Here is a 20,462-nt window from a genome sequence, read left to right as displayed (position 1 = left end):
TTTGCTATTAACGAAGATACGCGGGCGATGCCCGCGTATCCGAAACTCTCTTCTCGCATTCACTCGGCATCAGATCAGTCGATGCCGGCGAAGCTTCGTCAGTGACAGCAGCAAATGCTGCGTCAGTGCACGCTGACGGCCTGAAGCTCGTTGCTCCATGCGTTGGCGATCGCCGCTTCGCGGCTGTCGGTCAGCATGATCGGGGTGCCGTCGGCGGCATGCAGCGCGAACAGTTTCAGCCCTGGCGCGATTTTCGGCGCCTGCGGAAACAGTCCCGGCACGTCCTCGGAACGGACTTGTTTCACGTAGGCGATATGGCCTTCGCCAAGATGGGCCAGCGCCTCAACGGAAACTTTTTCGGGTTCGAAGGTCACACTCATGTCACTCATGGTCTCGACTCCTCTGGAGACTAAGCGGTCGAGTCCGCTCCTTGTTCCACTATTATTCGTGCTCATTGATAGCGATTGTCTTAACGACCCTTTCAGGCTCCGGCCTGGCAAGGTCGATCGACAACAGCCCGTTTTTCAAATCCGCGCCCAGCACCTGCATCCCCTCCGCCAGCACGAAGGTGCGCTGGAAGTGGCGCGCGGCGATGCCGCGATGGATGTACTGCCGAGCCTTATCGTCCTGCTGGCGGCCCCGGATCACGAGCTGGTTTTCCTCAATGGTCACATCGAGTTGGTCACGGGTAAAACCCGCCACCGCCAGCGTGATGCGCAACCGTTCGGGCTGGCCGTTGGCGCGGTCACACCGCTCGATGTTGTAGGGAGGATAGCCGTCGGCGCCTTTGACGACGCGATCGAGCGCACGCTCAATTTCGTCGAACCCAAGCAGGAACGGACTTGATAACGAAGGAACACGAGACATCACAAAGTCCTCTCGAAGCGACTTTGAGGGGCCCTTGCGGCGCCCCATTCAACCGGCCGGCCGACTTGCCGTCCGGTCAAGAAGGAATATGGGGGTGATTTGGGGAGGTTCAAGCGCCTCTGAACGCTACGTAAATCGGCGGTGGTGGGGTTTTCCACCGTCATTCCGGGGCTGGTCCTTCGGACCATCCCGGAAATGACGGATTACCCGCCCACGCGCTTCCTTCCATCGGCGGTAAAGAGATGCAGCTTGTCGGGCGCGGCGACCGCCCTGATTCGCTCGCCGATGGAGGGGCCGACGGCGCCGGGAATCCGCACGATGATTTCCCCCGGCGGCAGCTCGCCCGGCGTGGCGGCTACCCCCTGCATTTCCTGCTGCCTCGTCCCGTAGATGAAGGTCTCGGCGCCGACGCGCTCGATCGCTTCAACGGTGAGGCCGAGCGCCACGCCACCGGACACCGTTTGGTTCGAGATCACAAAGTCCTCAGGCCGGATGCCGATGATGCCGGCTTCGCCAGCGCGGGCATCGCCGGCCAATTGCGATTTCAGTTCGGAGCGCAGCGGCATCAGGTTCATCGGCGGGGCGCCGATGAAGGAGGCGACGAAGGTGGTGGCGGGCTTCTGGTAAATTTCCAGGGGATTGCCGATCTGCTCGACCTGGCCGCCATTCATCACCACGAGAATGTCAGCCAGCGTCATCGCCTCGAGCTGGTCATGGGTGACGTAGATTGATGTCGTGGACAGCCGGCGCTGCAATTTGCGGATTTCGACGCGCATGGCGATGCGCAGTTTGGCATCGAGATTCGACAGCGGCTCGTCGAACAGAAACACCTTTGGCTGCCGCACGATGGCGCGGCCCATCGCCACGCGCTGGCGCTGGCCGCCGGACAATTGCCGCGGCTTGCGTTCGAGCATTGCGCCGAGCTCGAGAATCCGCGCGGCTTCCCCGACGCGCGTCTTGATCTCGCCCTCCGCCATGCCGCGGTTGCGCAGGCCGTAGGCCATGTTGTTGTAGACGCTCATGTGCGGATAGAGCGCGTAGTTCTGGAACACCATCGCGATGTCGCGATCGGCCGGCTCGATCTGGTTGACGACGCGCCCGCCGATATCGATCTCGCCGCCGGTGATAGTCTCCAGCCCCGCGACCATCCGCAGTAGCGTGGACTTGCCGCAGCCGGACGGGCCGACCAGCACGCAGAACTGGCCGTCGCCGACCTCGAAGTCGATGCCCTTGATGGCCTCGAAGCCACCAAGGTAGGTCTTGCGGACGTTGCGGAGCGTTACATTAGCCATCGAGTATTCGCCATATTCACTTTTCCGTCTGGACCAGGCCGCGGACGAACAGCCGCTGCATGAATATGACCACGGCGACCGGCGGCAGCATGGCGAGGACCGCAGTCGCCATTGCGAGCTGCCATTCGGCCAGCTCGTCGGTCGTCACCAACATCTTCTTGATGCCGATCACGATGGTCTGCATCGAGTCCTGCGTGGTGATCAAAAGCGGCCAGAGATATTGATTCCAGCCATAGATGAACTGGATGACGAACAGCGCCGCCATGGTCGTCACCGACAGCGGCAAGAGCGTATCCCAAAAGAAGCGGAAGGGGCCGGCGCCGTCGATCCGCGAGGCTTCCAGAAGTTCATCCGGCACCGTCATGAAGAACTGGCGGAACAGCAGCGTGCCGGTGGCGGATGCAATCAGCGGCAGGATCAGGCCGGCATAGGTGTCGAGCAGCCGCAAATCCGCAACCACCTTGTAGGTCGGGTAGATGCGCACTTCGACCGGCAGCATCAGCGTGATGAAGATGATCCAGAACGCTGTCTTGCGGAAGGGAAAGCGGAAATAGACCACCGCATAGGCCGACAGGATCGAGATGAAGATCTTGCCCACCGCAATGCCGATCGCCGAGACGAAGGAATTGATCAGCATGTTGGCCACCGGCTCGCGGCTGGTGCGCGTGCCGCCGACGAAGATGGCGCGATAATAATTCTCCAGCGCGCGGCTGCCGGGCGTCGCCGGCATGTGGCCGCCGACCACCGTCGCCGCGTCATGGGTCGAGGCGACCAGCGCGAGATAAACCGGGAAAGCGACGATGAATATGCCAAGCGTCAGGATGGCGTAGGCGATGAAATCGGTGAGCGGGCGATGCTCGACCATCAGTACTGCACCTTGCGCTCGACATAGCGGAACTGGATCGCGGTCAGCGCGATCACGATGACCATCAGCACCACCGACTGCGCCGCCGAGCCGCCGAGGTCGCCACCGAGACGGCCGTCGGCATAGACCTTGTAGACCATGGTGGTGGTGGCGCCGGCGGGTCCGCCGCCGGTGACGGCGTCGATGATGCCGAACGTGTCGAAGAAGACGTAGACGACGTTGACCACCAGCAGGAAGAACGTCGTCGGCGACAGCAACGGGAAGATGATGGTCCAGAAGCGGCGCACCGGCCGGGCGCCGTCGATGGCGCTGGCCTCGATCACGCTTTTCGGGATCGATTGCAGGCCGGCCAGGAAGAACAGGAAATTGTAGGAGATCTGCTTCCAGACGGACGCCATCACCACCAGCATCATGGCGTGGTTCTCGTTAAGCAGCGGATTCCAGTCGAGACCCATGCCGCGCAGCGGGCGCGCCAGCATGCCGAGCGAAGGCTGGAACATGAAGAACCAGAGCACGCCGGCCACCGCGGGCGCCACCGCATAGGGCCAGATCATCAGCGTCTTGTAGGCGGGCGCGGCCTTCAGATTCTTGTCGGCCTGGGTTGCGAACAACAGCGCGATCGAGAGCGACAGCGCCGCAACCAGCGTCGAGAAGATCACCGTCGTCAGCATCGACCGGTAGTATTCCGGCTGAGCGAACAGGGCCTGATAATTCTCCAGCCCGACGAATTCGGAGACCAGGCCGAACGCGTCCTCGCGCAGGAAGGACTGCCAGATCGCCTGGCTTGCCGGCCAATAGAAGAAGACAACCGTGATGACGAGCTGCGGCAGCAGCAGCATGTAAGGCAGCAGGCGGTTGTTGAAGACGATGGACTTTTCCATTCAGGCGTCGCGGTTACCGGTGATGCAAGCGCTCCCTCCCGCAATTCGGGAGGGAGCGCCGGTAGTCTGGTTCAGCTTCGCCTACTTTGCAGTCTTCTCGAAGGTGCGCAACATGGCATTGCCGCGAGAGACGGCCGCATCGAGGGCTTCCTTCGCGGACTTCTTGCCGCCCAGCGCCGCCTCGATCTCCTCGGACCAGAGGTCGCGCATCTGCACCATGTTGCCGAAGCGCAGGCCGCGCGAATTCTCGGTCGGCTCCTTGTTGGTGAGTTCCTTCAAGGGAGTCTGCAGGGTCGGGTTCTTCTCATAGAAGCCGTCCTTGATCGACTTTTCGTAGGCCGCCTTGGTGATCGGCAGATAGCCGGACTCCTGATGCAGCTTGGCCTGGCGGTTGGTGTCAGACAGGAAGGTGAAGAACTTTGCGACGCCCTTGTACTCTTCCGGCTTCTTGCCGCCCATCACCCAGAGCGACGCGCCGCCGATGATCGAGTTCTGCGGGGCGCCGGCGACATCAGGGTAATAGGGCATCGGCGCCGAGGTGAAGTCGAATTTGGCCGTACCTTTGGCGGTTGCGTAATAGCCCGACGAGGTCAAGAAGATCGCGCATTCGCCGGAGCCGAAGCGGGCCTCGTTGGTGCTGGTGCGTCCGCCATAGTCGTAGGTCTTGTCCTTCTGCAGATCCACCAGGTTCTGCAGATGCCTTACGTGCAGCGGCGAGTTGAACTTCAGCTCGGTATCGAAACCGTCGAGGCCGTTGGCCTTGGTGCCGATCGGCACGTTGTGCCAGGCCGAGAACTGCTCGATATGGGCCCAGCTTGCCCAGGCGTTGGAGAAGCCGCAGGTCGCATGCCCCGCCGCCTTCAGCTTCTTGGCGGCGTCGAACACTTCCGGCCACGTCTTCGGGATTTCGGTGACGCCGGCCTTCTTCAATTCATCCTTGTTGATCCACATCACCATGGACGACGAGTTGAAGGGGAACGACAGCATCTCGCCCTTCGAGGTCGAGTAGTAGCCGGTGATGGTCGGCAGGTACGCCTTGGGATCGAACGGCTCGCCGGCATCCTTCATGAGCTGGTAAACCGGCTTGATGGCGCCGGTGGCGCTCATCATGGTGGCGGTGCCGACCTCGAACACCTGCATGATGTGCGGCGCGTTGCCGGCGCGGAACGCCGCGATGCCGGCGTTCATGGTGTCGGGATAGCTGCCCTTGTAGGACGGCACGACCTTGTAGTCGGACTGGCTGGCGTTGAACTCTTCGGCGAGCTTGTTAACGATGTCGTTGTTGCCGCCGGTCATGGCGTGCCACCACTGGATCTCGGTCACAGCGTGGGCAGGTGTTGCGAACGCCAGCGCAGCAGTGACTGCCGCGGCTGGGCCGAATTGTCGAAATGCCATGTAATTCCTCCAGGTTGGGGTCGTCACCTTCGTTTCGCGCGATAACAGCGCCGGATGACGTGCAAATGACCGTATAAGCGAAAGGATGCTAGTGGGAAAGCGTGCGACTGGGGAAGCCGGAAAATAGGCGAAGGAGCAAGTGGTAGCCGTCGCCCCTGCGAACTGCAGGGGCCCATAACCACAGCCGTTCGTGATTGCGAAGGTGGCTGCCACCGCTCCCAAAGCGAAGCCGCGGCGTATGGACCCCTGCTTTTCGCAGGGGCGACGACGTTTAGCGCTTGCGTTCGGAGCCGCAGACCGCGCCCTTGGCGACTAGCGCCTCGATCTCGCTCTTCGAATAGCCGAACTCGCCCAGCACCTCCGATGTGTGCTGGCTGAATTTCGGCGGCGTGCGGCGCAGGCTGGGCTTGGTCCGCTCCAGTCGGATCGGGGAGGCGACGCCCTTGTACCAGTCCTTTTCGATGATATCGCCACGATGCAGCGTATGCGGATTGGTCAGCGCCTGGTCGATCTTCTGCACCGGGCCCGCCGGCAGGCCGGCCGCCAGCAGCCGATTGCAGAGCGGTTCGGCCTCGTGCTGGCTGAACACGGCGGCGAGCTCGGCGCGCAGCGCCTCGCGGTTGGCGATTCGGTCCTTGTTGCGGGCAAAGCGCGGATCGGTGCCGAGTTCGGGTTTGCCGATTTCCCTGGCGAGCTTGCGGAAGGTGCCGTCATTGCCGACGCCGATGAAAATGTTGTCGGTCTTGGTCGGGAAGATCGCGTAGGGAACGAGGTTCGGGTGCTCGTTGCCGGTGAGCGACGGCGGCTTGCCGTGCATGAAATAGTTCGCGGTGTGCGGATGCATGATTGCAAGGCCGGTTTCATACAGCGTGGTTTCGAGAAACTGGCCGAGACCCGAACGCTGCCGCTCCGACAGCGCCATCAGGATGCCGATCGCCGCGTAAAGCCCGGTGGTGATGTCGACCAGCGGAACGCCGATCCGCATCGGGCCGCTTTCGGGCGAGCCGGTCGCCGCGATCATGCCGGTCATGGCCTGGATGATCGCGTCATAGCCGGGATTGCCGCCGCGCGGACCGTCGGCGCCGAAGCCGGAAATCCGGCAGTGCACCAGTCTTGGAAACTTCGCGCGCAAGACGTCGTTGCCGATGCCCCATTTGTCGAGCGTGCCCGGCTTGAAGTTCTCGATCAGGACGTCGGCCGTCTCCAATAGCTTCATCAGCACCGCGCGCCCGTCTTCGGACGCGAGGTCGAAGCCGATCGAGCGCTTGTTGCGGTTGATGCCGACGAAATAGGCCGCGTCCTCCTCGTGGAACGGAGGGCCCCAGTCGCGCACTTCATCGCCGGCCGGCGGCTCGACCTTGATCACGTCGGCGCCGTGGTCGGCGAGGATTTGCGTGCAATAGGGGCCGCCGAGCACGCGCGTCAGATCGATCACGCGCAGGCCGGTCATTGCGCCGGGAGAACTCATGGAGAAGACCTTCGCTCAGGATGAGAAATGGAGGCTTTGAGCTAGCGGTCTTCAGGCGCGGCGGCAATGGCGTCCCGCGCACAGGCGCATGACGCTGCCGCCGTAGCAAGAGGTGAGAATTCCGCGGGGGCGAATGGCCCGCCGATATCAGCGGCGGGCCATCCTGGCCGTCGTCAGATGACGGTCAGGCGCACGTCGACATTGCCGCGCGTGGCGTTGGAATAGGGGCACACCTGGTGGGCCTTCGCGACCAGCGCTTCCGCATCCGCCTTGGGAACGCCGGGCAGTGAGACGGCGAGTTCGATATCGAGGCCGAAGCCGCCGGCCGAGCGCGGGCCGATGCCGACGGTCGAGGTCACCGAGGCGTCCGCCGGCACCTTCGGGCCGCCTTGCGAAGCCACGAATTTCATCGCGCCGATGAAGCAGGCGGCATAGCCGGCCGCGAACAGTTGCTCGGGATTGTTGCCGGCACCACCGCCGCCGCCGAGTTCTTTCGGCGTGGCGAGCTTGACGTCGAGTGCGCCGTCGAGGGTGGCGGCGTGGCCATCGCGGCCCCCGGTTGCCTTGGCGCTGGTCTTGTAGAGCACGTTCACGGACATGGTCGGTCTCCTCTGGGTTTGCCGTTTTGATGGAATATGTATTGCACACGATTAGATTTCGCACAATCTAAATTATTGCGCAGGCTGCAATTTAATTGTATGCAATTGAAATCAAGCGCTTACGGCTCCGAATCGGGGCAGGGCCGCTCGTTGACGAGGTTGTGATGGCCAGAAAACACGCGGCCGACCTGCCGCTGAAGCTCGATAATCAGCTCTGCTTTGCGGTGTATTCCACCGCGCACGCCTTCAACCGCGTCTACAAGCCGCTGCTCGACCGGCTCAGCCTGACATATCCGCAATATCTGGTCATGTTGGTACTGTGGGAGCGCGACGGCGTGCCGGTGAAAGACATCGGCGAGCGGCTATTCCTGGATTCCGGCACGCTCACGCCGCTGCTCAAGCGGCTGGAGGCCGCCGAACTGATCAAGCGGACACGCAGCACCGAGGACGAGCGGCAGGTGCTGATCGCGCTGTCGCCCAAGGGCGAGGCGCTGCGGGAGAAAGCACGGACAGTGCCGCAATCGATTCTCGCCGCGTCAGCCTGCTCGGTCGGCGAACTGGTGGCGATGAAGAACGAGATCGTCGCGCTTCGCGATCGGTTGAATGCGGTGTTGGGAGAGTAGGGAGTCAGAGGCGTTTTTTGGCGAAGGCGCGGCCGGAGGCCAACGTCAGATACTTTTCGGAGGCAAGGGCACCAGGGCTTGCCGAGGCCCGCCGTCGCCCTTCGGGCTATGGCAGGGCAGCCTTCGCTACGCGAAGGCTGGTGGAGCCAGGCGGGATCGAACCGCCGACCTCTTGCATGCCATGCAAGCGCTCTCCCAGCTGAGCTATGGCCCCTTAAGAATCGCGCGCCTTAATTCGGCGTGCGGGCAACGACCCTGAACCACAGTTTAGGGCCGATCTCAAGTCTCTTCGTCACCTCCGACGTCGCCGATGATGTCGGTAACGTCCTCATCGCCCTCTTCCTCGTCGGGAATGAAGGTAGAATCGTCGTCGTCATCGTCCTCGATGGTCTCGTCGATCTCGATATCGTCTTCCGATTCGGGAACCACGGCCTTGACCTTGCCGGTGTTCTCCTCGGCATCGGCCTCCTCGAGCGAGACCAATTCTTCTGCCTCGGCGGCCTCCGGCATATCGGCAGCAGCGGTAGCCGATGCGGCGGCTGCAGCGCGCGCGGCATCGCCACGGGCCGCTCGCGGCGGCGCGACCGGAGCAATCGGAACGACCTCGCCGGTGTAGGGCGAAATCACCGGGCTCTTGTTCAGGTCATAGAACTTTTTACCCGTCGTCGGGCAAATACGCTTGGTTCCGAGATCGGATTTGGCCACGTGTAGATCCTGGGAAATTCTGAAAAACGGTGCTTCACTTGGCTAGTTGAGGGGCCGGTGTCAATAGCGCTTTGAAGCTTTTGAGGGCCGCGTGACGCCGTGTGGTCCATGTGATACTGCCGCCCCCGCAGAGGACCGCCATCTTGACCCATTCAACCACCCAGACCCCGCTGGAATCCCGCGCCAGCGGTCCCTTGGCCGGGAAAGTCCGCGTTCCCGGCGACAAGTCGATTTCGCACCGCGCACTCATTCTGGGGGCACTTTCGGTCGGCGAAACCAGGATCTCCGGCCTGCTCGAGGGCGAGGACGTCCTCAACACCGCCAAATCGATGCAGGCGCTGGGCGCCCAGGTCGAGCGAACCGGGCCGTTTGCCTGGCAGGTAAGGGGCGTGGGCGTGGCAGGCTTCGCCCAGCCGGCCTCCCCGCTCGATTTCGGCAATTCCGGTACCGGGTGCCGGCTGGTGATGGGGGCTGTGGCCGGCTGTCCGATCACGGCCGTGTTCGACGGCGACGCCTCGCTGCGCTCCCGTCCGATGCGCCGGATCCTCGATCCCCTGGAGCTGATGGGGGCCAAAGCCGGGGAGACCAAGGAAGGCGGCCGCCTGCCGCTGACGCTGCATGGCGCCCGCGATCCCGTGCCGATCCTGTATCGCACGCCGGTAGCCTCGGCTCAGATCAAATCGGCGGTGCTGCTGGCGGGACTTGCCGCGCCTGGCGTCACGACCGTCATCGAACAGGAAGCCAGCCGAGACCATACCGAACTGATGCTGAAACATTTCGGCGCCGATATCGTCTCAGTCAGGGAAGGCAGCCACGGCCGCAAGATCGCGCTCACCGGCCAGCCCGAACTGCATGGCGCCGAGGTCGTGGTGCCTGCCGATCCGTCTTCGGCAGCATTTCCGATCGTGGCGGCGCTGATCGTCGAGGGCTCCGACGTAACTTTCTCCGACGTCATGACTAACCCGTTGCGCACCGGCCTGCTCACGACGCTGCGCGAGATGGGCGCCGCCATCGAGGAAAGCGAGGTTCGCGGCGACGCCGGCGAGCCGATGGCCCGGTTGCGCGTGCGCGCATCAAAACTGCGCGGCGTCGAGGTGCCGCCGGAGCGCGCGCCCTCGATGATCGACGAATATCTGGTGCTCGCGGTCGCAGCCTCCTTTGCCGAAGGTACCACCATCATGCGCGGCCTGCAGGAACTGCGCGTCAAGGAGTCCGACCGGCTGGAGGCGACCGCCGACATGCTGCGCGTCAACGGCGTGAGGGTCGAGATCGCGGGCGATGATTTGATCGTCGAGGGCCGCGGCCACGTGCCCGGCGGCGGTCTCGTCGCCACCCACATGGACCATCGGATCGCCATGTCGGCACTGGTGATGGGGCTTGCGGCCGACAAGCCGGTCAAGGTCGACGACACCGCCTTCATCGCCACCAGCTTTCCTGATTTCATTCCGATGATGCGATCGCTGGGAGCTGAGTTTTCATGATTATCGCCATCGACGGACCGGCGGCATCCGGCAAGGGTACGCTCGGCAAACGCCTCGCGCATCATTACGGCTATCGCCACCTCGATACCGGCGTGATCTATCGCGCGGTGGCGAAGGCGTTGCTGGACGAGGGTTTCGATCTGACGGACGAGGCGCGGGCCGTCGCCGTCGCGATGGAGCTTGATCCCGAGAAGTTCGGACATCCCGAGCTGAAGACGCAACGGATTGGGGACGCCGCCTCGGTGGTCTCGGCGATCCCCAGCGTGCGCGAAGCGCTGGTCAATTTTCAGCGCCAGTTCGCGGCCGGTCCGCCGGGCGCCGTGCTTGACGGGCGCGACATCGGAACCGTGATCTGCCCAAACGCCGATGTGAAGATCTTCGTGGTCGCCGATCCGCAGGTGCGGGCTCGCCGCCGGACGCTCGAAGCCCGCGCGCGGGGCGAGGAGGCCGATGAGGCGCTGGTGCTGGCGGATATCCTCAAGCGCGACGAGCGGGACCGCAATCGCGCTGCCGCCCCGCTCAAAGCGGCCGACGACGCCCACGTCCTGGATAATTCCAATCTCGACATCGAGGCCGGCGTTCGCGCCGCAATTGCCATCGTCGAGGCCGTCCGCGCCCAGCGGAAATAGCCAGGATTTGACCCGCCGCGGCGACCCGAACCGCCTGTAAATCGGGCATTTCCGGCTTGCCGAAAATGGCTCGTGGGGCTATATCCACGCCCATCCGGGCCGCCATCGATGAGATCAGGGCTGTCCGAGCGGGCCGGCCGGAGGTTTGAACCTCCCGCCGTCATTGGAGGAAAGCCCGCTCCAGGTTCTTGAAGTCGATATGCTCGTTTCAGGCTCCGGATTTCTGACGCTACGCGCACTCTTCCGCTGAACCGGTACCCGCTTTTGCGGAATGCGCGACATCAAACGTATCGAACGTGCAGGCATGCTGCCGGCCCGCTTTTGCGCCCTCCGCAAATGTGGTCGTCAGGGTTTTGCGGTCCCCTGACACTTCACGCGCGATGCGCCCTTTAACCCGAACGGCCGGCAATATCCCGCATTGGAGAACAAATGGCTTCGACTACTGCTGCTTCTTATAATCCGACCCGCGACGATTTCGCTGCGATGCTGGACGAGTCCTTTGCCGGCGGCAATCTGCAGGAAAGCTCCGTCATCAAGGGCAAGGTGGTTGCAATTGAAAAGGACATGGCCGTCATCGACGTCGGCCTGAAGACCGAGGGCCGCGTTGCGTTGCGCGAATTCGCCGGCCCCGGCCGCGAAAGCGATCTCAAGGTCGGCGACGAGGTCGAGGTGTTCCTCGACCGCATCGAGAACGCGCTCGGCGAAGCCGTGCTGTCGCGCGACAAGGCGCGCCGCGAGGAAAGCTGGGGCAAGCTCGAGAAGGCCTTCAACAACAACGAGAAGGTTCACGGCGTCATCTTCAACCAGGTCAAGGGCGGCTTCACCGTCGACCTCGACGGCGCTGTCGCCTTCCTGCCGCGCTCGCAGGTCGATATCCGCCCGATCCGCGACGTCGCTCCCTTGATGAACAACTCGCAGCCGTTCCAGATCCTCAAGATGGATCGTCGCCGCGGCAACATCGTGGTGTCGCGCCGCACGGTTCTGGAAGAGACCCGCGCCGAGCAGCGCCAGGAGTTGGTGCAGAACCTCGAAGAAGGTCAGGTGATCGACGGCGTGGTCAAGAACATCACCGATTACGGTGCGTTCGTTGATCTCGGCGGCATCGACGGCCTGCTCCACGTCACCGATATCGCCTGGCGCCGGGTCAATCACCCGACGGAAGTGCTGACCATCGGCCAGACCGTGAAGGTCAAGATCATCAAGATCAACCACGAGACCCACCGCATTTCGCTCGGCATGAAGCAGTTGCTGGACGATCCGTGGCAGGGCATCGAGGCGAAGTACCCACTGAACGCGCGCTTCACCGGCCGCGTCACCAACATCACCGACTACGGCGCTTTCGTCGAACTGGAGCCGGGCATCGAAGGCCTGATCCACGTCTCGGAAATGTCGTGGACCAAAAAGAACATGCACCCCGGCAAGATCGTTTCGACCTCGCAGGAAGTCGAAGTGCAGGTGCTCGAAGTCGATTCGGTCAAGCGCCGCATCTCGCTCGGCCTCAAGCAGACCATGCGCAACCCCTGGGAAGTCTTCGTCGAGAAGTTCCCGGTCGGTTCGGTGGTCGAGGGCGAGGTCAAGAACAAGACCGAGTTCGGCTTGTTCCTCGGTCTCGATGGTGACGTCGACGGCATGGTCCATCTGTCCGACCTCGACTGGAAGCTGCCGGGCGAGCAGGTCATCGACAACTTCAAGAAGGGCGACATGGTCAAGGCCGTGGTGCTCGATGTCGATGTCGAGAAGGAACGCATCTCGCTTGGCGTCAAGCAGCTCGAAGGCGACCCCTTCGCAGAACCCGGCGACGTCAAGAAGGGCGCGGTCGTGACCTGCGAAGTGCTCGAAGTGAAGGAAGCCGGCATCGAGGTGAAGATCTCGGGCACCGACTTCACCACCTTCATCAAGCGCTCCGAACTGGCCCGTGACCGTAACGATCAGCGCGCCGAACGCTTCGCCGTCGGCGAGAAGGTCGATGCCCGCGTGATCCAGTTCGACAAGAAGGCCCGCAAGGTGCAGGTCTCGATCAAGGCGCTGGAAGTTGCCGAAGAAAAGGAAGCCATCGCGCAATACGGCTCCTCCGATTCGGGCGCGACGCTCGGCGATATTCTCGGCACCGCGCTCAAGAACCGCGAGAAGTAAGCGTTCGCTTATTGCCTGCGACATCAGGCCCCGGTTTCGACCGGGGCCTTTTGCTTTTCCTTCTCCCATTGTGTGAGAAGGTGCCTTCGCGCAGCGAAGGCGGATGAGGGGTTCTATCCGCCGAGACAGACCCTTCCGGCGCTTCGCGACACCTTCCCCCACAACGGGAGAAGGGAAGAAGCCGGGCCTTGCTTTTTTCATATTGCATCGCAATTGATGTAATCAGGTAACGCTTCGCTCACGCTGCGACTGCAAAACGGGCTGATGTTTTCAGGAGAATTTCGATGTCGTTCGATTCGGACGTGATCGTCGACCGCCGCAGGATCCGACGGAAGCTGACGTTCTGGCGTATCATGGCTGGCCTGGTGACGATCGCGGCGATCGTCACCGCCGGCGCAATCGCGACAACGAGCGGGCCGGCTGCCCTGACCCCATCGGGGTCGATCGCGCGCGTCAATATCGAAGGGCTGATCCGCAGCGACCAGCAGCGCGTCGAGGCGCTGGAGCGGCTGGAGAAATCGAGCCATGCCGCTGTTGTCGTGCACATCAACTCGCCGGGTGGCACCACGGCCGGCTCCGAGCAGCTCTACGACTCGCTAGTGCGCCTGAAGGCCAAGAAGCCGCTGGTTGTAGTGGTGGAGGGGCTGGCCGCGTCGGGTGGTTACATCACGGCGATGGCCGCCGATCATATCGTTGCCCGGCAGAGCTCTCTGGTCGGTTCGATCGGCGTGCTGTTTCAATTTCCGAATTTCACCGAGCTGATGAAGACCGTGGGCGTCAAGGTCGAGGAGGTGAAGTCCTCGCCGTTAAAGGCCGCGCCCAATGGTTTCGAGCCGACCAGTCCTGAAGCGCGCGCTGCGCTCGATTCGCTGGTGAAGGATTCTTATGCCTGGTTCCGCGGCCTGGTGAAGGAGCGGCGCGGCATGGATGAGGCGCTACTGGAAAAAGTCGCGGACGGACGGGTTTTCACCGGCCGCCAGGCGGTCGAACTGAAACTGGTCGATCAGCTCGGCGATGAAAAAGCAGCCGTTGCATGGCTGGTCGCCGAGAAGAAGATCAAGAAAGATCTGCCGGTACGCGATTACAAGCTGAATCCGCAGCTTGGCGACCTGACGTTTCTGCGAACGGCGGCTTCCCTCGCGTTCGATGCGCTCGGGTTGAGTTCCATCGCACGCCAGATTGAACAGGCCGGCGTCGCCCAGGCGGTCGATCAGCTCGCGCTCGACGGTATGCTGGCCTTGTGGCGCCCCGCAGCCTCCAATTGAGCCGCGGCGGCTGCCCTTTGTGATGTTCTCCCGCATTGCGGGTGTTGTCACAACTCCCTTCCGGGCGGTTTGTCACGCCATTTCGCGATGCCCAAAAGTGAATTAGCGTCTTGACAGTGCAAGGCATTTTCACGGAAATGGAAGTCCGCACGATCCCGGACCCCAACTTCGATGATCAAATCCGAACTTGTTCAGCGCATCGCCGAGCACAACCCGCACCTCTATCAGCGGGATGTGGAGAACATTGTGAACGCGATCCTCGATGAGATCGTCGCTGCCTTGGCGCGCGGCGACCGTGTCGAGTTGCGCGGCTTCGGCGCTTTTTCGGTCAAGCATCGCCCGGCGCGAGCGGGGCGCAATCCGCGCACCGGCGCCCATGTGCCGGTCGACCAGAAGAGCGTCCCGTTCTTCAAGACGGGCAAGGAAATGCGCGAGCGACTGAACCGCGACAACGGCTCGCCCGAGGCCGGCGCGTAACCGATTTTTGCGATCTGTAGCCGTGTTGCGGGTCCCGTGCCCGCCTTTCTCCATCACCTAAGAGAGATGGTCATGCGAAAGTTCTTCACGGCGCTGGTCGTCATTCCCTTAGGGCTGATCTTCGTTATTTTCGCCGTCGCCAACCGCCATTTCGTGACGGTATCGTTCGATCCCTTCAATTCGACCGATCCGGCGGTCGCGGTGAGCTTGCCGCTGTTTGCCGTGATCATCATGGTCGCCATTCTGGGGGTGGCGGCGGGTGGCATGGCGACCTGGTTCCGCCAACGGCACTGGCGCCGCGCGGCGCGCCAGCATGAGGCGGATGCCCGCCGGGCAAGGGCGGAAGCGGCCGATCTACGGGCCGCGGCGGCGGTTTCGCGGGGCCATCAGCAGCGGCTTCCGGCGCCGTCCCCGTATGGCTTCTACGGGGCCCCCGGGCGAGACAAGCAGGGCGCGACGTTGTAGAACCCGCCCGTCAGCCCCTGTTCCAGCCGGTTACGGGGCGAAATATGTACCCGAGAGACCATGTCCCTGCTCGTCAAAATTTGCGGCCTGTCCACGCGCGAGACGCTCGAGGTAGCGCTTGAGGCGGGTGCAGACATGGTGGGGTTCGTATTCTTCTCCCCGTCGCCGCGCCATCTCAGCCTCGAGACCGCGCGCGAGCTCGGCCGGCAGGCCAAGGGCCGCGCCACCAAGGTGGCATTGACCGTAGATGCCGACGACGCGACGCTCGAAAATATCGCCGAGACGCTGCAGCCGGACCTGCTGCAACTGCACGGCAAGGAAAGCATCGCGCGGGTGCGCGACATCAAACAAAAATTCGGATTGCCGGTCATGAAGGTGATCGCCGTTGAAACCTCGGCCGATCTTGCAGCGCTGCCGGGCTATGCGAGCATTGCCGATCGCATCCTGTTCGATGCCCGCGCTCCCAAAGGCGCCACCCGTCCTGGGGGGTTGGGGAACGTGTTCGACTGGCACGTTTTGGAAAAGCTCGATCTCCAATTGCCCTTTATGGTCTCGGGCGGGCTCAGCGCCGACAATGTCGCGGAGGCCATTCGCGTTACCTGCGCCGGTGGCGTCGATGTGTCCTCCGGCGTGGAAAGTGCGCCCGGTGTCAAGGCTCCCGAGCTGATCCGCCATTTCATTCGCGCCGCGCGCGCAACCGAAGAATTGATGGTCCGATGAATTCTAGACTTCCGAACTCTTTCCGCACCGGTCCCGACGAGCGCGGGCATTTTGGCAATTTCGGCGGCCGCTTCGTCGCGGAAACGCTGATGCCGCTGATCCTCGACCTGGAAAAGGCCTATGCGGCAGCCAAGGCCGATCCGTCGTTCCAGGCCGAGATGAACGGCTATCTCAAGGATTACGTCGGCCGGCCATCACCGCTCTATTTCGCCGAGCGGCTCACCCAGCATCTCGGCGGCGCCAAGATCTACCTGAAGCGCGAAGAGCTGAACCATACCGGCTCGCACAAGGTGAACAACGTGCTCGGCCAGATCATGGTCGCGCGTTGCATGGGCAAGAAGCGCATCATCGCCGAGACCGGCGCCGGCCAGCACGGCGTCGCCACCGCGACGCTGTGCGCGCGCTTTGGTCTCGAATGCGTGGTCTATATGGGCGCGGTGGACGTCGCCCGTCAGGCGCCAAACGTGTTCCGCATGGAGATGTTGGGCGCCAAGGTCGTGCCGGTGCAGTCGGGCACGCGCACGCTGAAGGATGCGATGAACGAGGCGCTGCGCGACTGGGTCACCAACGTGCACAACACTTTCTATTGCATCGGCACGGTGGCGGGGCCGCATCCCTATCCGATGATGGTGCGCGACTTCCAGTCGGTGATCGGCGAGGAAACGCGCAAGCAGATGCAGGAGGCCGAAGGCCGTTTGCCGAACTCGCTGATCGCCTGCATCGGCGGTGGCTCTAATGCGATGGGCCTGTTTCATCCGTTCCTCGACGACCCCTCCGTCGAAATTTTCGGCGTCGAGGCGGCCGGGCATGGGCTGACACAACTGCATGCCGCCTCGATCGCCGGCGGCCGGCCCGGCGTTCTCCATGGCAACCGCACTTATCTCTTGATGGACGATGACGGTCAGATCCAGGATGCGCATTCGATCTCGGCGGGGCTCGATTATCCCGGCATCGGGCCGGAGCATTCCTGGCTGCACGAGAGCGGCCGCGTCACTTACCTTTCGGCGACCGACGACGAAGCGCTCGCCGCCTTCATGCTGCTGTCGCGACTGGAAGGCATCCCACCCGCGCTGGAATCTGCGCACGCGATCGCCAAGGTCACGGAGCTCGCGCCGAAGCGGCCGAAGGACCATCTGATGGTGGTCAATCTTTCCGGCCGTGGCGACAAGGACATTCCGCAGATCACGGAGATCTTGAAAGGCAGGAAGCAGTGACCACCCGCATCGACGCACGCTTTGCCGAACTCGCAAAAGAAGGCCGCTCGGCGTTTGTCACCTTCCTGATGGCCGGCGATCCCGATCCCGCGACTTCGCTCGACATCCTCAAGGCGCTGCCAAAGGCGGGCGCCGACATCATCGAGATCGGCATGCCCTTTACCGATCCGATGGCGGACGGGCCATCGATCCAGGCCGCCGGCCTGCGCGCGCTCAAGAGCGGCATGACCCTGCGGAAGACGCTCGAGATGGTGCGCGGCTTCCGCGAGGAAGACAACACCACGCCGCTGGTGCTGATGGGCTATTACAATCCGATCTATATTTATGGGGTCGACAAGTTCCTCGCCGATGCCAAGACCGCCGGCGTCGATGGCCTCATCATCGTCGACTTGCCGCCGGAGGAGGATGATGAGCTCTGCATTCCCGCGCTGAAGGCCGGGCTCAACTTCATCCGCCTGGCGACACCTACGACCGACGACAAACGCCTGCCCGCCGTGCTCGCGAACACCTCCGGTTTTGTCTATTACGTCTCGATCACCGGCATCACCGGCGCTGCGGCGGCCGATTCGAAGGCGGTAGGCGATGCGGTGGCCCGTATCAAGCGCCACACCAAGCTTCCGGTGTGCGTCGGCTTCGGCATCCGCACCCCGCAGGCGGCGCGCGCGATTGCCGAGAAGGCCAATGGCGCCGTGGTCGGCACCGCCCTGGTCGATGCGTTGCGCGACAGCCTCGACGCCCAGGGGCGGGCGACCACCAAGACCGTGGCCGCGGTGGCCGATGTCGTGGCGTCGCTGGCGCAGGGCGTCCGGGGCGCGAAGCAGGCTGCGGAATAAGCCACAATTTGCGTGGAAATAGGCGTTAGCAGCGGCTTGCCCGGTCTTGGCCGGGCAGCCATATAATCCAATTGATGCGTCAAATCGCATTTCGGAGCGAACCATGAATTGGCTCACCAATGTAGTCCGGCCGAAAATCCGCAACATCCTGCGCCGCGAGACGCCGGAGAATTTGTGGATCAAGTGCCCGGATTCCGGGCAACTCGTGTTCTACAAGGACGTCGAGGCCAACCAGTTCGTCATTCCCGGCTCGAACTACCACATGCGCATGGGCGCGGTGGCGCGGCTGAAGTCGATCTTCGACAACGAGACCTGGTACGACATCGCGCTGCCTGAAGTGACGGCCGATCCGCTGAAGTTCCGCGATGAACGCAAATACGCCGACCGCATCAAGGACGCCCGCGCCAAGACCGGGCTCAACGACGCCATCAAGGTTGGCTACGGCAAGCTGGAGGGCGCCGGCGTCGTCATCGCGGTGCAGGATTTCGATTTCATGGGCGGCTCGCTCGGCATGGCCGCGGGCGAAGCGATCGTGCGCGGGCTCGAACTTGCGGTGGAGAAGAAGTCGCCGTTCATCGTGTTCGCGGCCTCCGGCGGCGCGCGCATGCAGGAAGGCATCCTGTCGCTGATGCAGATGCCGCGCACCACCGTCGGCGTACAGATGCTGCGGGAAGCAAAGCTGCCCTACATCGTGGTGCTGACCAATCCGACCACCGGCGGCGTGACCGCATCCTACGCCATGCTGGGCGACGTGCAGATCGCCGAACCCGGCGCGCTGATCGGTTTTGCCGGCGCGCGCGTGATCGAGCAGACCATCCGTGAAAAATTGCCGGAAGGGTTCCAGCGCGCCGAATATCTGCTCGACCACGGCATGATCGACATGGTCGTGCATCGCCACGAGATGCGTTCGACGCTGGCGCGGCTGTGCCGGCTCCTGACCAAATCGCCGCCGCCTGACGTCGCCTCAAAGCCCTTGCCGCAGGTCACAGACCCGGCCCAGATCGTCTCGGCTCCGGAAGCGGTGCCGGCTGCACCCCACGCGTGAGCCTGCCTGCCGCCAGATCTCAGCCGCTCGGTGAATTGATCGCGCGGCTGTCTGCCTTGCATCCGAAGCGCATCGATCTCGGCCTTGATCGGATGCACCGCCTGCTGGCGCGGCTCGATCATCCGGAGCGGCTGTTGCCGCCGGTGATCCATGTCGCCGGCACCAATGGCAAGGGCTCCACCATCGCTTATCTGCGCGCGATCCTGGAGGCTGCAGGCCTGCGCGTGCACGTCTACACCTCGCCCTATCTGGTCAGGATCAACGAATGTTTCCGGCTGGGCGAGAAGGGCGGCGGACGGCTGGCTGATGATGCCGAATTGCGCCGGGTACTGGAGCATTGCGAGCAGTTCAACGCGGGCGATCCGATCACGATTTTCGAGATGGAGACCGCGGCGGCGTTCTGCCTGTTCGCGGAGCATGACGCCGATGTCGTGCTGCTGGAAACCGGGCTCGGCGGAAGACTCGACGCCACCAACGTCATCGACCGGCCGGTCGCGACCGTGATCACGCCAGTCAGCATGGATCATACGGAATTTCTCGGTAACACGCTGACCGCGATCGCCGGCGAGAAGGCCGCCATCTTCAAGCGCGATGCGCCGGTGATCTGCGCCGAACAGGCGCCGGAGGCGATGGCGGTGATCGACGCGCAGGCCAACCGCATGCGCGCCCCGTTGCATGCGGCCGGGCAGCAATGGCATGTCGGTGTCGAGCGCGGGCGGCTGGTCTATCAGGACGAACGCGGCCTGATGGATCTTGCGGCGCCAAGGCTGTTCGGGCGGCATCAATTCGACAATGCCGGCCTTGCCATCGCCACGCTGCGTGCGATCGAGGCGTTCAGGATCGGGATGGCGGCGTTCGAGGCCGGCATCGTTGGCGCAGAATGGCCGGCGCGGATGCAGCGGCTGGTCTCGGGCGCACTAGTCGATCAGGGGCCGAAAGGCTGCGAGATCTGGCTCGATGGCGGACACAATGCGGAAGGCGGCCGCGTCGCCGCTGCCGCGCTAGGCGATCTCGAAGAGCGGGTGTCGCGGCCCCTGGTGGTGATCGCGGGCATGATGGCGAACAAGGATGCCAGCGCGTTTCTCGCTAATTTCGCAGGACTGACGCGGCACATCGTGGCGGTGCCGATCCCCGGACGCGACAATGCGATGCCGCCGGACCGGCTGGCGGATGCGGCGCGCGCGCTCGGCATGCGCGTGGAAAATGCTGCAGGCGTCGAAGCCGCGCTGCACGCGCTCTCGCGTCTCGCCTACGAAGTGCCGCCGCGGATTCTGGTCACCGGCTCGCTCTATCTCGTCGGCCATGTGCTTGCCATCAACGGCACGCCGCCGGCATAGTATTCCACAAAATTAAATGACCGCTGGAATCGCTTCCAGCGGCCGCCCGGGAAAAAATATCGATTGCTTATGAAACTAGCCAGCCCCGGTCTTTGCAAAGACTAGCCAAGACGCCTGAGAGCTGCGAGTCGGAACCTTCGTTCCGCAATAGGAAGTAAGGATAATGTT

General features: G+C 63.2%; 21 protein-coding genes and 1 tRNA gene. 12 read left to right on the top strand and 10 right to left on the bottom strand.

The features are described 5' to 3' along the window. Positions 1-122: 122 nt before the first annotated feature. From CQ13_RS21315 to CQ13_RS21280, 8 genes are all read right to left on the bottom strand, one after another. Positions 123-389 (bottom strand): BQ00720 family protein, encoded by a 267-nt coding sequence (locus tag CQ13_RS21315; protein WP_057844784.1) that lies wholly within the window; start codon positions 387-389, stop codon positions 123-125. 52 nt (positions 390-441) lie between these two features. Then, positions 442-867 carry an Hsp20 family protein gene (locus CQ13_RS21310; protein WP_028347911.1) on the bottom strand — a complete coding sequence of 142 codons (426 nt, stop codon included), beginning with the start codon at positions 865-867 and terminating at the stop codon, positions 442-444. A 203-nt stretch (positions 868-1,070) separates the two neighbouring features. After that, the gene (locus CQ13_RS21305; protein WP_057844783.1) at positions 1,071-2,159 is read right to left on the bottom strand and encodes a sn-glycerol-3-phosphate import ATP-binding protein UgpC; all 1,089 of its coding nucleotides are present in this window, start codon (positions 2,157-2,159) and stop codon (positions 1,071-1,073) included. 16 nt (positions 2,160-2,175) lie between these two features. Then, on the bottom strand, positions 2,176-3,024 hold the full coding sequence (gene ugpE, locus CQ13_RS21300) for a sn-glycerol-3-phosphate ABC transporter permease UgpE (protein ID WP_057844782.1): 849 nt from the start codon (positions 3,022-3,024) through the stop codon (positions 2,176-2,178). Continuing rightward, positions 3,024-3,905, bottom strand: coding sequence for a sn-glycerol-3-phosphate ABC transporter permease UgpA (ugpA, locus tag CQ13_RS21295; RefSeq protein ID WP_057844781.1), 882 nt, complete (start codon positions 3,903-3,905; stop codon positions 3,024-3,026). Before ugpA ends, ugpE begins: the two co-directional genes overlap by 1 nt. An 81-nt stretch (positions 3,906-3,986) precedes the next feature. Beyond that, entirely contained in the window at positions 3,987-5,300 is a 1,314-nt protein-coding gene (ugpB, locus tag CQ13_RS21290; protein WP_057844780.1) for a sn-glycerol-3-phosphate ABC transporter substrate-binding protein UgpB, read from the bottom strand. Between the two features lie 271 nt (positions 5,301-5,571). Beyond that, positions 5,572-6,768: a CaiB/BaiF CoA transferase family protein gene (locus CQ13_RS21285; protein ID WP_057844779.1), complete on the bottom strand. Its 1,197-nt coding sequence runs from the start codon at positions 6,766-6,768 to the stop codon at positions 5,572-5,574. Positions 6,769-6,941: 173 nt separating this feature from the next. Continuing rightward, a complete protein-coding gene (locus CQ13_RS21280; protein WP_057844778.1) occupies positions 6,942-7,367 on the bottom strand; it encodes an organic hydroperoxide resistance protein in 426 nt (141 codons plus the stop codon). Between the two features lie 164 nt (positions 7,368-7,531). On the opposite strand from CQ13_RS21280, the gene CQ13_RS21275 reads away from it, so the two are divergent. Next, positions 7,532-7,990, top strand: coding sequence for a MarR family winged helix-turn-helix transcriptional regulator (locus tag CQ13_RS21275; protein WP_057844876.1), 459 nt, complete (start codon positions 7,532-7,534; stop codon positions 7,988-7,990). Positions 7,991-8,128: 138 nt separating this feature from the next. Here CQ13_RS21275 and CQ13_RS21270 read toward each other — a convergent pair. Both CQ13_RS21270 and CQ13_RS21265 read right to left on the bottom strand, forming a co-directional pair. Next, positions 8,129-8,204 (bottom strand) — tRNA-Ala (locus CQ13_RS21270). A gap of 65 nt (positions 8,205-8,269) precedes the next feature. Further along, the gene (locus tag CQ13_RS21265; RefSeq protein WP_057844777.1) at positions 8,270-8,695 is read right to left on the bottom strand and encodes a TIGR02300 family protein; all 426 of its coding nucleotides are present in this window, start codon (positions 8,693-8,695) and stop codon (positions 8,270-8,272) included. A gap of 143 nt (positions 8,696-8,838) precedes the next feature. Between CQ13_RS21265 and aroA the strand changes: the two genes are divergently transcribed. From aroA to CQ13_RS21210, 11 genes are all read left to right on the top strand, one after another. Next, positions 8,839-10,176 carry a 3-phosphoshikimate 1-carboxyvinyltransferase gene (gene aroA / locus CQ13_RS21260; RefSeq protein ID WP_057844875.1) on the top strand — a complete coding sequence of 446 codons (1,338 nt, stop codon included), beginning with the start codon at positions 8,839-8,841 and terminating at the stop codon, positions 10,174-10,176. After that, the gene (gene cmk, locus CQ13_RS21255) at positions 10,173-10,805 is read left to right on the top strand and encodes a (d)CMP kinase (RefSeq protein ID WP_057844776.1); all 633 of its coding nucleotides are present in this window, start codon (positions 10,173-10,175) and stop codon (positions 10,803-10,805) included. The genes aroA and cmk overlap by 4 nt, the downstream gene beginning before the upstream one ends. A 429-nt stretch (positions 10,806-11,234) precedes the next feature. Continuing rightward, positions 11,235-12,938 (top strand): 30S ribosomal protein S1, encoded by a 1,704-nt coding sequence (rpsA, locus tag CQ13_RS21250; RefSeq protein ID WP_028347899.1) that lies wholly within the window; start codon positions 11,235-11,237, stop codon positions 12,936-12,938. 284 nt (positions 12,939-13,222) lie between these two features. Further along, positions 13,223-14,203, top strand: coding sequence for a signal peptide peptidase SppA (gene sppA / locus CQ13_RS21245; RefSeq protein WP_057844775.1), 981 nt, complete (start codon positions 13,223-13,225; stop codon positions 14,201-14,203). Positions 14,204-14,374: 171 nt separating this feature from the next. After that, complete coding sequence (locus CQ13_RS21240) at positions 14,375-14,680, top strand: integration host factor subunit beta (protein WP_057844774.1); 306 nt, start codon at positions 14,375-14,377, stop codon at positions 14,678-14,680. Between the two features lie 72 nt (positions 14,681-14,752). Continuing rightward, a complete protein-coding gene (locus tag CQ13_RS21235; RefSeq protein ID WP_057844874.1) occupies positions 14,753-15,145 on the top strand; it encodes a LapA family protein in 393 nt (130 codons plus the stop codon). A 60-nt stretch (positions 15,146-15,205) separates the two neighbouring features. Further along, the gene (locus CQ13_RS21230) at positions 15,206-15,865 is read left to right on the top strand and encodes a phosphoribosylanthranilate isomerase (RefSeq protein ID WP_057844773.1); all 660 of its coding nucleotides are present in this window, start codon (positions 15,206-15,208) and stop codon (positions 15,863-15,865) included. Continuing rightward, the gene (trpB, locus tag CQ13_RS21225; RefSeq protein WP_057844772.1) at positions 15,862-17,079 is read left to right on the top strand and encodes a tryptophan synthase subunit beta; all 1,218 of its coding nucleotides are present in this window, start codon (positions 15,862-15,864) and stop codon (positions 17,077-17,079) included. Before CQ13_RS21230 ends, trpB begins: the two co-directional genes overlap by 4 nt. Continuing rightward, positions 17,076-17,912: a tryptophan synthase subunit alpha gene (gene trpA, locus CQ13_RS21220; protein WP_057844771.1), complete on the top strand. Its 837-nt coding sequence runs from the start codon at positions 17,076-17,078 to the stop codon at positions 17,910-17,912. The genes trpB and trpA overlap by 4 nt, the downstream gene beginning before the upstream one ends. Positions 17,913-18,015: 103 nt before the next feature. Beyond that, entirely contained in the window at positions 18,016-18,957 is a 942-nt protein-coding gene (gene accD / locus CQ13_RS21215; protein WP_057844770.1) for an acetyl-CoA carboxylase, carboxyltransferase subunit beta, read from the top strand. Beyond that, entirely contained in the window at positions 18,954-20,294 is a 1,341-nt protein-coding gene (locus CQ13_RS21210; protein WP_057844769.1) for a bifunctional folylpolyglutamate synthase/dihydrofolate synthase, read from the top strand. Before accD ends, CQ13_RS21210 begins: the two co-directional genes overlap by 4 nt. The last annotated feature ends 168 nt before the right edge of the window (positions 20,295-20,462 follow it).

The organism is Bradyrhizobium retamae (assembly GCF_001440415.1).
Lineage (GTDB): Bacteria > Pseudomonadota > Alphaproteobacteria > Rhizobiales > Xanthobacteraceae > Bradyrhizobium > Bradyrhizobium retamae.
This window is presented reverse-complemented; position numbering and strand designations above follow the sequence as displayed.

Coding starts and splice junctions, on each gene's coding strand:
- CQ13_RS21280 (WP_057844778.1), bottom strand. CDS start 7,367: ATGTCCGTGAACGTGCTCTACAAGACCAGCGCCAAGGCAACCGGGGGC.
- ugpA (WP_057844781.1), bottom strand. CDS start 3,905: ATGGAAAAGTCCATCGTCTTCAACAACCGCCTGCTGCCTTACATGCTG.
- accD (WP_057844770.1), top strand. CDS start 18,016: ATGAATTGGCTCACCAATGTAGTCCGGCCGAAAATCCGCAACATCCTG.
- CQ13_RS21275 (WP_057844876.1), top strand. CDS start 7,532: ATGGCCAGAAAACACGCGGCCGACCTGCCGCTGAAGCTCGATAATCAG.
- sppA (WP_057844775.1), top strand. CDS start 13,223: ATGTCGTTCGATTCGGACGTGATCGTCGACCGCCGCAGGATCCGACGG.
- CQ13_RS21305 (WP_057844783.1), bottom strand. CDS start 2,159: ATGGCTAATGTAACGCTCCGCAACGTCCGCAAGACCTACCTTGGTGGC.
- rpsA (WP_028347899.1), top strand. CDS start 11,235: ATGGCTTCGACTACTGCTGCTTCTTATAATCCGACCCGCGACGATTTC.
- cmk (WP_057844776.1), top strand. CDS start 10,173: ATGATTATCGCCATCGACGGACCGGCGGCATCCGGCAAGGGTACGCTC.
- CQ13_RS21230 (WP_057844773.1), top strand. CDS start 15,206: ATGTCCCTGCTCGTCAAAATTTGCGGCCTGTCCACGCGCGAGACGCTC.
- ugpE (WP_057844782.1), bottom strand. CDS start 3,024: ATGGTCGAGCATCGCCCGCTCACCGATTTCATCGCCTACGCCATCCTG.
- CQ13_RS21235 (WP_057844874.1), top strand. CDS start 14,753: ATGCGAAAGTTCTTCACGGCGCTGGTCGTCATTCCCTTAGGGCTGATC.
- CQ13_RS21285 (WP_057844779.1), bottom strand. CDS start 6,768: ATGAGTTCTCCCGGCGCAATGACCGGCCTGCGCGTGATCGATCTGACG.
- trpB (WP_057844772.1), top strand. CDS start 15,862: ATGAATTCTAGACTTCCGAACTCTTTCCGCACCGGTCCCGACGAGCGC.
- CQ13_RS21240 (WP_057844774.1), top strand. CDS start 14,375: ATGATCAAATCCGAACTTGTTCAGCGCATCGCCGAGCACAACCCGCAC.
- CQ13_RS21310 (WP_028347911.1), bottom strand. CDS start 867: ATGTCTCGTGTTCCTTCGTTATCAAGTCCGTTCCTGCTTGGGTTCGAC.
- ugpB (WP_057844780.1), bottom strand. CDS start 5,300: ATGGCATTTCGACAATTCGGCCCAGCCGCGGCAGTCACTGCTGCGCTG.
- CQ13_RS21315 (WP_057844784.1), bottom strand. CDS start 389: ATGAGTGACATGAGTGTGACCTTCGAACCCGAAAAAGTTTCCGTTGAG.